The following is a 12,263-nucleotide window of genomic DNA, read 5'->3' as shown; positions in this document are numbered from 1 at the left end:
GCAGGGTTCAAGATGAGTTGAACCACCGGCCAAGAAAAACACTTGGCTACGAAACGCCAAGTGTTTTATTCTTGAATCTGTTCAAACCACTGATACACTAGTGTTGCACTTGAAATCCGAATCCAAGAACCTTTTGTTTGAAATGTGAAACTTATTTCAACGGAGTCATATTCATCACTTCCATCAGGAAGTTGGTAAACGCCGGATTGGAAGGTTTGTTGCCCATATTTTTCCAACGTTGCTGCCAACCGCGCAAAGCGTTTTGGATATACAGCTTGGATTGTTCGGTATTGATTTCGCCTCGTTGGCTGTCAACGGCAGAACGCAGATAAACCTCATATACGCTATCATCCACGACATTACGACCGACAAGCTGAATGCGGAACTTGTTCAGATATTGCGCAGCTTGAACTTTAGTCATTTTTCCTTGGCTGACCTGATAGCTCAAACGCGTTGCCTCATCGCGGATTTTTGAAACATCACTCCAATGCGAAGAAGCCAAACTGAATGCTGCAGGTTTTTCAGCCTTAGTCGCTTTAACGTTAGGCTTAACATTAGTCGGACGGACAGGCACTTCTTGCAAACTTGGGACATAAATGGTCTCACAACCGGCAAGTGCCGCCAACGCAAATAAGATGGGGATATATTTTTTCATGTCTACCATTATAATCAGGATTATCCAGATAACCAAATTCTATATCAATCTGACTTTTTCTGTTAACTGAATTACAACAACTTTCGTCTTACATTCCAATCTTTACACGATATGACGCCTTAAATTCATTTTTGTACCACACCAAAACGCGAAACCACAAAAAAAGACCGCCAAAGCGGTCTTTTTTATCACTTATTTTCTCTCAACTCTATTATGCCAAATCGGCAAACAGAGGCGTAGAAAGATAGCGTTCGCCATAAGAAGGCAGCAGCACGACAATCAGTTTGCCTTCGTTTTCAGGTTGTTTGGCGAGCTGCAACGCACTCCATACTGCCGCACCGGAAGAAATACCGACCAAAATACCTTCTTTTTCCGCCATCGCACGGGCAGTTTCAAATGCCGCTTCGTTCGGGACTTGGGAAATGCTGTCATATACCTTGGTATTCAACACGGTAGGGATAAAGCCGGCACCAATACCTTGAATCGGGTGCGGACCTTTTTCACCACCGCTCAACACCGGAGAAGCTTCGGGCTCGACGGCAACGACTTTGACTTCGGGTTTGTATTTTTTCAACACTTCGCCCACGCCGGTAACCGTACCACCCGTACCGACACCCGCCACAAAAATATCAACTTTACCGTCGGTATCGCGCCAAATTTCTTCGGCGGTCGTTTCGCGGTGGATTTGCGGGTTCGCCTCGTTATCGAATTGGCGCGGCATGAAATAAGTATCGGGATGCTCGTCCACCAAGGCTTGTGCTTTTGCAATCGCCCCTGCCATACCTTCGGACGCGGGTGTCAAAATCAATTCAGCACCGAACGCACGAAGCAGCATTTTGCGTTCTTTACTCATGCTTTCAGGCATCGTGATTGCCAGCTTGTAGCCGCGCGCCGCGCACACCATTGCCAAACCGATACCCGTATTACCGCTGGTCGCTTCCACAATTACGGTATCCTTACCGATTTTGCCCGCTTTTTCGGCGGCTTCAACCATCGCTTCGGCGATGCGGTCTTTCACGCTGCTGCCGGGATTGAAAAATTCCAGTTTGACGGCGATTTCGGCTTTCAAACCTTCAGTCAGACGGTTTAATTTGACCAACGGGGTGTTGCCGATCAGCTCGGTAATGCTGCTTGCAATCTTCATTTTCTACTCCAGATTTTGATGTGATATGACCTGTATATTAAAGACAGGTCGTCTGAAAAACCAATATCGAATGTTTCTTTATTTATAACTTTTGGTTGTTTGGCTTGATGCGTCCTAATGAAGTCCGATTTCTCCGACTATCGCCCCCGTGACTAAAGTCTGCATGACCAAAGCCATCAGCCAGCCCAGTCTGAGTTGCGCTTTACTGAACACCGCCGGCGACTGCTTGGCAATACTTCTGCGGTGCAGATAAAAAACCGCCATCATGACAAACTGCAAAACAAACCAATAAACAGGCTTGAGCGCGTACAGTTTCAACAAAGCCGGAAACGTAAAAGCCAAAGAACGGCCCGGCATCAGAAAATACAATATCGCGGCAATCGACACAAAAGCCAAAGTCATCAATACATTGCTGACGGCAAACACACTCAAAAACGGATGCCGTAAATCCGCCTGCCAAAAATCAGTATCCGCCTGCTTTTTCCAATGAAAAGCAAAGAAAAACACGCTGGCAAAAGTCAGATAAAAATGCGGGACAAACAACGGGCCGACATGGGTAATCCCCCACATTCCCGGCAAAAGCTGCGATCCCAAAATCGACACACCCAGCCACAAAACAACCGAAGCCCAAAACCACTGGAACATTTCAGCGCGGAAAATCAATCCAAAAAACACCAGCCCATAAGCAACAACGGCGAGAAAATCCAAATTCGTCCAAATCATGAATACTGCAACTCGCCTTCAAATACCGTTTGAACAGGACCGGTCATCAAAACGTCCTCACCATGCGACCAAGTAATAAACAAATCCCCGCCCGGCAGCGAAACCTTCACAGGCACGCCTTCTGCCAGCAACCCCAAACGAACGCCCGCCACCACGGCCGCACAAGCCCCCGTACCGCAAGCCTGAGTTTCACCCACACCGCGTTCAAATACGCGCAAGCGGATAGATTCCCTATCGACAATCTGCATAAAGCCGACGTTGACACGTTCCGGAAACTGTTCGTGCGACTCAATCGCTTCACCCCAATGGTCCACGGGTGCAGTCTGTACATCCTCAACCACAATCACAGCATGAGGATTGCCCATATTTACACAACTGACCTGTACCGTCTCCAATCCGACCATCACCATATGCGTCAAAGCGTCATCCGCTTCGTCAGGAACCGGCACAAACGGGATTTCAGACGACGTAAAGCGCGGTTTGCCCATATTCACGGTAACCAAACCATTGTCCAACAGCTTGGGAATAATCACACCCTTAGCCGTTTCAACCAAAATTTCCTTTTTATCGGTCAAACCTTTATCCGCTACAAATCGGGCAAAACAGCGCGCACCGTTGCCACACTGCTCCACCTCGCTGCCGTCCGCATTAAAAATACGATAACGGAAATCCACTGCATCGGAAGAAGGCTTTTCCACCAACAGCAACTGATCGAAGCCCACCCCTCTAAAACGGTCGGACCATTCGGCAAGCGGCGCAGTCAGCGGATCAAAATCCTGCCCGATGCCATTTACCACCATAAAATCGTTGCCCAAACCGTGCATTTTGGTAAATTTCAAGGTTTTCATTGTTTTTCCAGAATTCGTTATCGATCAAATAGCAACCCAATACCCAAATCTTCTCAAATTTTGATAGCGTTACCCCATCATCGTAAGGTCGGTTTTACCGAAAACGCCCCTTTAATTTACAAAAAATCCATCTAAAGGGTCGTCTGAACAGCATTCTACACTATATATATGCTATATCGCAGATTTTCCCGATTTCATACCTCTGCCCTCATTATCCATATATCCTTAATTCCTCTTTCTCCCAGCTTTATCAAAACTAACGTCCTTTACTGTACAAAAACGATATAATTCAATAAGAAAAGTCCCCAACCGTAAGCTCTCCAACGAAAACCACGCCTTCCCGTTACCGCCTGCAATCAGGTTCATTTTCACTCCTACCCATAGCGAGGAAATGCCATGAAACACTCAATCCCCCTCATCCTTCTCACATCCACACTCTGCGCCTGCACCGCCGGCACACCCGGCATGTCCATCGGTTTAGGCATAGGAACAGGCGTTGGCCGCCATGTCGGACTGGGTACTTCCGTCAACATACCGATTGCCTTAGACAAAAATAAAACCGCCCCAAACAACACAGGCGGCATCAATATTATTGACGAACAAATCGTAACTTATTTCGATACACACGGCAATCCCAGCAACAGCGCTGTCAAAGGCGGCTACTACCGCCAGCTGAAAAACAAACGCGGCGATCAATATACCGTACAAGATTTTTACAGCGACAACAGCCGGAAGCGGACAGACCCCTTTATTTTAAGCCGCAACCAACTGATGCAATTCCGCGCTACACCAAACGACGGCTCACTCACTACATACGCCTATAACGGCGCCGTAATGCAACACCAAGAGTTCCGCAACGGCAAGCTCGTCAGTGCAAAATATTAGACAGAATAGTGCCCTGACAGACCAACCGCACCTGCTGCCATTTACGCCTATTGATTTCCGACACAACTATTCACAAAATAAATACTTTTAACATTCAAATATTTGTAACATTACTACCCTTCATCTGAAAAATACTATTGACACTTTTTTTTCAGACGATATAATGCACCCCTATTCCCCGATAGCTCAGTCGGTAGAGCGACGGACTGTTAATCCGCAGGTCCCTGGTTCGAGCCCAGGTCGGGGAGCCAAATTTTAAAAGCCTGAACACAATGTTCAGGCTTTTTTGTTTACTGACTCTACTTTAACTTCTTCAGCATTCTTCTTCGGTACTTCCCCAATCCAAACATCCTTGTACTTGTATTCCATACACACTAAACATGAATAGAAACTTGGATGCCCTCAATAGCCTAATAAATAGATATTAAATGAAGCACACCCTGAGCACTCACATGAATAAAAACATTATTTTTTCTAAATACATATATTGATGCATTCTTCCCACATTGCCAATCGTACTTTTCAGCAAAATTTAGCCAGTCATCAATACTTGAGAATTCTGAAAACAAATCATTTAAAACTACGGATTTGGCATCTCTGTTCTCGAAATTTATCTGCATACAGATTATTTTTTTATTTTCTAACAAGAACATTATATTTTCATAAGTATCTAAAAATATTTTTGACTTTTTAGAAGTCCTCATAGGGTTTAATACAAAACCCTTGATCTCTTGGCAAATATCTTCTTGATCATCCCCTACATGAAGCTTACCAACCCTTCCGCTTTCAACAATATCACTAACTAAATACAGTTCACATCGATTCATCACCACTTCCTCACGCATAAATTTAGTCTGATACCCACTAAAACTTTTTAATCGACAACCTTATCTATATCGATATCAGAAATTTTCAATTCTTCTAATAAACCCAGGTCGTCTGAAATTTTTCAGACGACCTTTTTACAGTCTTTTGTGTGTATCAAACAATACATATAAAATTTATTAAACAGGGGTATATCTAGGCAAAGAATTTATCTCCGTAGCCATCCATTCCTTGGATGTGATTAACCTTGTCAACTCAACGGGCAGAAATTCCAAATACTCCAACTTCAAATCATTAGCTTTTTGTCGAAATTTTTCCGAAACAATCAAAGAACATTTAGTCTCATGTTTAATATCAAATAAATCGTAATCACAATTCTCCAAAATGCTCATTTTGAGTAATTCATCAACTCCATAAATCTGCTCATATTCGCATTCTTTTAGGTTTACAACATCTTCTAGTTCTAACTTATCTGTTGTCATCGCATAATAAGCTGGATTTGATATGATATTTCTTGTTTTTCCGTTCATATATTTTACAGGCTTTATTTGTAAAATATTTGTCTTCATTCCATCCAAACACCGCATAAATTCTTCAGTAATGATATAAGTGTATTCAGATAAGCTACGTACTGGATAGTCATATTCCCTTAAATTAGAGACCAAAATAAGATTATCAGGAAGTATAATTTTTTTACGCTTCCGTGTTATCCCAGCATACCAAGGAAGAGAACCATATTCCACTTTAAAATCGTTCAGTTGAAAGGCTGGGAGAAACTCCTCCGGCAGTAGATAATTGTTGTAAAAACCAACCCTGCATGGGATATTGTGACTGATAGTCAGATAATAAAATTTCATCATTGAAAATCCTAAGTAAATTTTCCCAGATATTGATTTGGCAAACATGGGACAGACAGTCTGCTTTTCTCATTCATTTCTAAAAATCCCTTATATTGCTAACTAAATACGGTTCGCCTTGATTCATCACCACTTCCTTGCGCACAAATTTGGTCCGTTACCCACTAACCTTTTTAATCGGCAACCTTATCCATACCGATATCAGAAATTTTCAATTTTTTTAATAAACCCAGGTCGTCTGAAATTTTTCAGACGACCTTTTTGCTTCTTTACTTCGACCAGCCGCCGCCCAATGCCTTATACAGCGACACCAGCATCTGCGCCCTTGCCAGTCGCGCCGCAATCAGGTTTTCCTGCACTTGGTCTTCAGCGATATGGGCTTTGAGAGCGACATCCAGCGTTTTGTAGCCGTTGCGGAACATTTTTTCCGTATCGGTCGCGTAGCGAGCCGCCTGATGGTGGGCTGTTTGCAGCAGTTCGGTTTGGCGGCTTAGCGATTCCACGCCTTGATATGCGCTGTCCACTTCGCCCAGCGCGGTCAGGAGCCGTTTGTCGTATTCCAACAATGCCGTCTGAAGGCGCGCGTCGGCGGCTTTGATATTGGCTTTGATGCGGCCGTTGGTGAACAGCGGCGTCTGTATGCCCACCGACAGCAAACTTGCCCAGCCGGTCAGCGAACGGTCGCCGTCCACACCGATGCGCCCACCCTGCCCCATAAAGCTGATGGTGAAGCGCGGCAGCAAATCGGCTTTGGCACTGGCGAATTTGGCGGCATAGGCATTGACTTGAGCCGCCTGCGCGCGCAGGTCGGGGCGGCGCTCCAGCAAACCTTGCGGCGTTTGCCCGCTTGGTGCGGAGGGTTGGTTCGCCAACGCATCGACAGACGATTCTGGCAGTGTAAACGTCTGCGGCACGTTGCCAGTCAACACGGCGATACTGCGCACATAAGCGGCGTATTCCGCCCCTATCGTAGCGCGTTTGGCTTCCGCCGAGGTCAGTTGCACTTTCGCCTCGTTCACTTCATAGCCGCTGACATGTCCCGCCTTAAACCGCCCTTCGATATAGCGCACCATCCGCCGCAAGGTGGCAACGGTTTGGTCGGCGGTTTTCAGACGGCCTTGCGCCGCACGCGCCTTAAAATAATTGTCGCCAATATCGCCCGCCACCAGCATTTGCGCGCCATATGCCAGCTCTTGTTGTCCGAGTGCGGCATAACGGGCGGCATCGGCATCGCTGCGTTTCTTGCCGAAAATATCGGGCTCCCACGAAGCGGTCAGTCCGCCGTACATGCTGGTGCCTGTGGACTCGATGGTATCGCCGTTTAAAGACGAGGCCTGCGGATAACGCGAGAGCAACGCCCTAGCATTACTGTCGAGCGGGTTATCCATTTTGCTGTAATTCGCCCCCACCTTGCCGCTCAGTCCGACGGTCGGCCCCAAATCGGCACGCGCCGCCCCCGCCACGGCACGGGCTTCGTTCAGACGGCTGACGGCGATTTTCACATCATGCCCCTGCGCCAAACCCTGAGCGATTAACCCGCTTAACACCGGATCGTTCCACTGCTGCCACCACGCCCCGATGTCCGTACTGCCCTTTGCCGCCGCATCTTGCGTAAATGTTTCAGGCAATTCAACTCGACTGTTTAACGGAACTTCTGTGTTTTTACAGCCTGCAAGCGCCAAGACTGCGGCAATACACAATAAATGGATTTGATTGAATTTCATCGTATTTTCCTTTTTGAAAAGGTTTTAGCGTTCCGTGTTGGCGAAATTTGTTTCGCTCGTTTTCAGCGTGCGCAGCTTCTTGACAGGACGACCTTTCAGAAGATTTTTTGCGAAACCTAGGAACCTGAATGTAAGCCTGCGGCTTACTGCCCTCTCCCTAACCCTCTCCCACGGGGAGAGGGGACAAATTGGTTGAAAATCCGAAAATGAGGCATTAGATTTTCTTTCGAAAAAGATGGGTATCAAAAAAGCCTTGGGACTTGGTGGCTAGACAAACCGTACCCTATCGAAGCTAACGCCTATAATAAATAGTCCGTATCAAGCATGGCAAGTTCACAGGATTTGCGCCCGGTTTCACGATGTAAAGCCTATATTCATGATAAACAGCAGGACAAAACCCATCGACAAGGTCGTCTGAAATCCAATTTCGCTTTTCAGACGACCTTGTGCCGTAAATTAATTCTGCAAATACAATGTCGCTTACCGCACAACAGCTTTTCCTACCGTTACGCCTTCTATACATCTTTCTCATGACAAGAATGCTACAATTGGCATATTTTTACCTCTATCGGACAGGTGTTTTATGCAGTATTTCTGCCTACTCATCCCCATCCTCATTGGCTATTTTCTTGACGAAATGACCGTCGGCGTCATTTTCGGCTCTATTTTATGGTTGTTTGCGCGGGAACTCGGCAAACCGCGTCAGGAAGAACATGATGCAAAACTGCAAAATCTGGAAAAAGAAATCGAGTTGCTGAAACTGCGTTTGACGGCTTTGGAACATGAAACCGTTCATGATAAAGCAGAAGTCGGTCAGGCACGGAAACTGCGTGCTGTTTTGTCCGAACATGCCGACGATATTCAGACGACCTCTGCGCCGCTTCATGAGAAGGTTGAACCTTTGGCAACGGCGGACAATACGCCCGCCGAGCCGCACGTCGAACCGGTTGCCGCACCCTCTTTTGCTACACCTGTTCCCACTGTTTCCGCTGAACCTTCCGTACAGCCCGAACCTGCCCTATACGCAGACAGCGTCGAAACGCCTATCCAAGTTTCTGCTATTCAAGAGGACGAACGCAAACAAGACGCGCCTGTCCTGCAAACATCGTCTGAAAATGAAGCGCAGATGTCGTCTGAAAATATCGCTGAAACCGCAGACGCAAAATCCAGTGAAACCGTTATCCGCAAGGAAGAAGGTTTCGATTTCAAATTCTCCGAAAATCCGATTGTTGCTTGGTTCCTGCGCGGCAATCCGCTGCTGAAAACCGGTATCGTGGTGTTGTTCCTCGGCTTGGCGTTCCTCTTGCGCTATGCCTCCGAGCGGATTTATGTACCGGTGGAAATGCGTTACCTGACCGTGGCAGGCGCAGGTCTGGCGGCAGTCATCGGCGGCTGGAAGCTGCAAAGCCGAAAACGCGAATACGGCTTGGTGTTGCAGGGCTTCGGCGTGGCGGTAATGTATCTGACTTCTTTGGCGGCGTTGAAACTGCATCCGCTCTTGCCCGCGCCGATCGTGTTCGTACTGATGGTGGCGATGGTTGTATTGATGGCGTTGCTGGCAATCAGGCAAAACGCGCAGATTATGGCGCAGGTCGCCTTGGTCGGCGGTCTGGCGGCTCCCATCCTGACATCCGACGGCAGCGGCAATTATTTGGTGCTGTTTTCCTACCTTTCCCTGCTCAATGCCGGCGTAGCGGCGATTGCCTGGTTTAAGGCATGGCGGCCGCTGAACCTGACGGGTTTCGCCGGAACCTTCTCCATCGCCGCGTTGTGGGGTATGCAAAGCTATACGCCGCAGCATTTCGCCACCACCGAGCCTTTCCTGATTTACCACTGGCTGCTCTACACCTTCATTGCCTATCTGTTCGCCCGCCGCAAGCTGACGGAAAACCGCGAAGACACGCTCGCGCCCGTTGCCGACAATGCGACGCTGGAAGAAATTTGGAACAGCCTCTACTCCCACGGTCTGCGCGTCCACGTCCTCGACCATACTTTATTGTTCGGCACGATGGCGGCAGCGTTCGGGCTGCAATACCGCATGGTGGAACACTGGCCGTCTGCGGACGCATTCTCTGCTCTGGGCTTCGCCGCCGTTTACGGGCTTGCCGCGCTGATGCTGAAACGGCAACAGGGTTTGTATATCCTGCGTCAGGCGTTTTTTGCCCTGTCGCTGCTGTTCCTCACGCTCGCCGTTCCGCTTTACTTTGAACGCGGCAACACCGTCATCCTGTGGACGGTAGAATCCGCGCTCGTGTATTTCTTCGGACTGCGCCAACAGCGTCCGCATATGCGTTTGGGTGCGCTCGTCGTTTATCTGCTGGCGGCGCTGATCCAACTGAGCAGTTATCAGCCGGGAGAAAACACTATCCCGCAAGGTCAATGGTTCACCACCCTGCTGACCCTGTTCGGCGGCGCGGCAATTTACCTGCAATGGCATCTCTACCGCCGTAAAGGCTCGGCACACTGGGAACACACGCTTCAAAATGCAACCCTCTGCGCCGCCCTGCTCTACACATCCATCCTGCCTTTACTGTTTTTCGCGGAACGCGGCAGCATCATCGTTTTCTCTATTTTGGTGGCGGCTTGGGCGTTCTGCCGGGGCAAAGGCAAGTCGGACGTGTTCAGCACATTCGCCTTGGGCAATGCAATCTTTATTCTGATCTTCCAAGCCTCGATTAATGATGAACCCTACGGCTTTTTAACACACTGGCACCTTTTCGCCGCTGCGCCGCTGCTGTTTGCCGCCGCCTATGCGCTGCAATATTCGCGCGTCCAAACCGAAGTCTCGGAAAGCCAAGACACACAAGACCAACCCCTCCCATTCTCACGGATTGCAGGCTGGGCTATCCTCGTTATCGCCCTGATGTTGGGCGGCTTTGCCACCTACACCCAATGGACGGGCGAAGAAACCCTGTTTATCGAGCTTTGGGCATTGCCGATATTCACCACCTTGCTGCTGCTTGCCAACCGTTTAAACTGGAAAGAGCTTTTTCAGACGACCTTGGCATTCATGCCTTTGTTTGCGCTGCACTTCATCGGCTATCACCTCGAACACCTATGGATGGCCGCCGCAGCCCTCCCGCTTGCCGCCGCCACCGTGTTGAATTTCGTCATCCTGAATAACCACCGAATCAATGCGCCTATCGACTTGCACAAACTCAACATCATCATGCTCGGCATCCTTTGGTCGCTTTGGTCGGGAATGTATGTCGGCGATCGTCTCGACGGCGTTTGGTCGCAGCTCTCGTGGCTTGCCGTACCGCTGATCATGTGGATCGTCCTCCATACGCAGCGGCAGCGCGGCTTTTTCAGACGACATCAAGCCGCCTATCAGCATTTCGCCCTGCCGATAGCCGCCCTTGCCGCCGCAAGTTGGATGATATGGACGAACTTCTCCACTCCGTTCCAACCCGCGCCGTTGCCGTATATCCCGCTACTTAACCCGCTGGAACTCGCCTGCGCCGGAATGCTGTGGTTTGCTCTGAAGTCCCTGCCCGAAGCCCTGCCTTTGGAATACCGCCGCGTGAACGCGCCCGGCGTCGCCGCCCTCGCATTCATGGTTATCAGCGCGGGCGTGATGCGCCTATGGCATTTCTACGACGGCATCACTTGGCGCCTCGACATCATGCTCCAATCCTTCGGCCTGCAAGCCAGCCTCTCCGTCGTCTGGGCAGTTACCGCCATCATCCTGATGGTGTACGGCAACCGACGCAAACTGCGCCCCTTCTGGATAACCGGCGCGGCGCTGATGGCCGTCGTCGTCGTCAAGCTCTTCCTCATCGAGCTTGCCAACAGCGGCGGCATCGCCCGCATCGCCTCCTTCATCATCGTCGGAATATTGCTACTCTTGGTCGGCTGGTTCGCACCCGTTCCGCCCAAAGCGGTGGAAAACGAAGAGGACAAAGCATAGTCCAGTCCCAAAGAAAAGGTCGTCTGAAAACCGACAGCAAGTTTTGCTAAAATATTTTCAGACGACCTTCAGGCATCCCGAATCCAACCCGACATTGCAGAAAATCCGACCACTTTTGTCAGGCCTGCTTCAATCTAAGCGTGCTTTACCGATTATTGATGGATTAAAATACACATACAAAATGAAACGGTCTAAAGAGGAGATTAAAAATGCCCAACCGCAGCGAACTTCCGTTGATTTATTCCTGTTCCGGATGTTCTGACGTAGCGCAACTTGCCAACAATACCGCCGTAGCACTCGATCACGCCGGCGAATTTGAAATGTCGTGCATTTCCGGCGTAGGAGGCAAAGTCGCACCTTTAGTACGCAAAGCGCAGTCCGGCCGGCCGATGCTGGTCATCGACGGCTGCCATCTGCATTGCGCCAAGTCGTGTTTGGAAAACGTAGGCGTCGAGATTTCAGAAGAACACCACGTCAAACTCTATGACTTGGGCTACAAAAAGCGTTTTGGCAAAAGCTATGACGAAGCGGCGGTAGAAGAAGTCTATCAATATGTCTTAACTAAAAAACACGATGTGTTAAGCAACTAGCCACCTTTCCCCCAAGCAATCCGTTTGCAAAACCTTCGACACAAACCCGAATGGATGACAACCGTTTCAAAACAAAGGTTGTCTGAAAACCGATAGCAAGTC

At 48.8% G+C, this 12,263-nt stretch carries 10 protein-coding genes and 1 tRNA gene; 4 read left to right on the top strand and 7 right to left on the bottom strand.

Annotated elements, in window-relative coordinates; translation table 11 throughout:
• Positions 1-151: 151 nt before the first annotated feature.
• The 4 genes from AAG834_RS01220 to dapF form a co-directional block, all read right to left on the bottom strand.
• Complete coding sequence (locus tag AAG834_RS01220) at positions 152-664, bottom strand: lipoprotein (protein ID WP_070491548.1); 513 nt, start codon at positions 662-664, stop codon at positions 152-154.
• 202 nt (positions 665-866) lie between these two features.
• Positions 867-1,799, bottom strand: a complete 933-nt coding sequence (gene cysK / locus AAG834_RS01215) for a cysteine synthase A (RefSeq protein ID WP_342031007.1) — start codon at positions 1,797-1,799, stop codon at positions 867-869.
• Between the two features lie 114 nt (positions 1,800-1,913).
• Complete coding sequence (locus tag AAG834_RS01210) at positions 1,914-2,522, bottom strand: hypothetical protein (RefSeq protein ID WP_342031006.1); 609 nt, start codon at positions 2,520-2,522, stop codon at positions 1,914-1,916.
• Positions 2,519-3,370, bottom strand: coding sequence for a diaminopimelate epimerase (gene dapF, locus AAG834_RS01205; protein WP_342031005.1), 852 nt, complete (start codon positions 3,368-3,370; stop codon positions 2,519-2,521). Before dapF ends, AAG834_RS01210 begins: the two co-directional genes overlap by 4 nt.
• Positions 3,371-3,766: 396 nt before the next feature.
• Between dapF and AAG834_RS01200 the strand changes: the two genes are divergently transcribed.
• Both AAG834_RS01200 and AAG834_RS01195 read left to right on the top strand, forming a co-directional pair.
• On the top strand, positions 3,767-4,255 hold the full coding sequence (locus AAG834_RS01200) for a NemA protein (protein WP_342031004.1): 489 nt from the start codon (positions 3,767-3,769) through the stop codon (positions 4,253-4,255).
• Between the two features lie 175 nt (positions 4,256-4,430).
• A tRNA-Asn gene (locus AAG834_RS01195) sits at positions 4,431-4,506 on the top strand.
• A 159-nt stretch (positions 4,507-4,665) separates the two neighbouring features.
• On the opposite strand, the gene AAG834_RS01190 is transcribed toward AAG834_RS01195, so the two are convergent.
• The 3 genes from AAG834_RS01190 to AAG834_RS01180 form a co-directional block, all read right to left on the bottom strand.
• On the bottom strand, positions 4,666-5,100 hold the full coding sequence (locus AAG834_RS01190; RefSeq protein WP_342031003.1) for a hypothetical protein: 435 nt from the start codon (positions 5,098-5,100) through the stop codon (positions 4,666-4,668).
• Between the two features lie 159 nt (positions 5,101-5,259).
• Positions 5,260-5,940 carry a hypothetical protein gene (locus AAG834_RS01185; protein WP_342031002.1) on the bottom strand — a complete coding sequence of 227 codons (681 nt, stop codon included), beginning with the start codon at positions 5,938-5,940 and terminating at the stop codon, positions 5,260-5,262.
• Between the two features lie 266 nt (positions 5,941-6,206).
• A complete protein-coding gene (locus AAG834_RS01180; RefSeq protein WP_342031001.1) occupies positions 6,207-7,661 on the bottom strand; it encodes a TolC family protein in 1,455 nt (484 codons plus the stop codon).
• 583 nt (positions 7,662-8,244) lie between these two features.
• On the opposite strand from AAG834_RS01180, the gene AAG834_RS01175 reads away from it, so the two are divergent.
• Together AAG834_RS01175 and AAG834_RS01170 are read left to right on the top strand one after the other, a co-directional pair.
• A complete protein-coding gene (locus tag AAG834_RS01175; protein WP_342031000.1) occupies positions 8,245-11,571 on the top strand; it encodes a DUF2339 domain-containing protein in 3,327 nt (1,108 codons plus the stop codon).
• Positions 11,572-11,780: 209 nt separating this feature from the next.
• Positions 11,781-12,161, top strand: a complete 381-nt coding sequence (locus AAG834_RS01170; RefSeq protein ID WP_003757884.1) for a putative zinc-binding protein — start codon at positions 11,781-11,783, stop codon at positions 12,159-12,161.
• Positions 12,162-12,263 lie beyond the last annotated feature (102 nt).

The organism is Neisseria sp. Marseille-Q2251, from assembly GCF_940793045.1.
In the GTDB taxonomy this organism is placed as follows: Bacteria; Pseudomonadota; Gammaproteobacteria; order Burkholderiales; family Neisseriaceae; genus Neisseria.
The sequence above is the reverse complement of the archived record's forward strand: the minus strand, read 5'-3'. Positions and strand labels throughout refer to the sequence as shown.

Excerpts from the sequence above, each read along its gene's own strand:
- AAG834_RS01220 (WP_070491548.1), bottom strand. The coding sequence starts at position 664 with ATGGTAGACATGAAAAAATATATCCCCATCTTATTTGCGTTGGCGGCA.
- cysK (WP_342031007.1), bottom strand. The coding sequence starts at position 1,799 with ATGAAGATTGCAAGCAGCATTACCGAGCTGATCGGCAACACCCCGTTG.
- AAG834_RS01210 (WP_342031006.1), bottom strand. The coding sequence starts at position 2,522 with ATGATTTGGACGAATTTGGATTTTCTCGCCGTTGTTGCTTATGGGCTG.
- dapF (WP_342031005.1), bottom strand. The coding sequence starts at position 3,370 with ATGAAAACCTTGAAATTTACCAAAATGCACGGTTTGGGCAACGATTTT.
- AAG834_RS01200 (WP_342031004.1), top strand. The coding sequence starts at position 3,767 with ATGAAACACTCAATCCCCCTCATCCTTCTCACATCCACACTCTGCGCC.
- AAG834_RS01190 (WP_342031003.1), bottom strand. The coding sequence starts at position 5,100 with ATGCGTGAGGAAGTGGTGATGAATCGATGTGAACTGTATTTAGTTAGT.
- AAG834_RS01185 (WP_342031002.1), bottom strand. The coding sequence starts at position 5,940 with ATGATGAAATTTTATTATCTGACTATCAGTCACAATATCCCATGCAGG.
- AAG834_RS01180 (WP_342031001.1), bottom strand. The coding sequence starts at position 7,661 with ATGAAATTCAATCAAATCCATTTATTGTGTATTGCCGCAGTCTTGGCG.
- AAG834_RS01175 (WP_342031000.1), top strand. The coding sequence starts at position 8,245 with ATGCAGTATTTCTGCCTACTCATCCCCATCCTCATTGGCTATTTTCTT.
- AAG834_RS01170 (WP_003757884.1), top strand. The coding sequence starts at position 11,781 with ATGCCCAACCGCAGCGAACTTCCGTTGATTTATTCCTGTTCCGGATGT.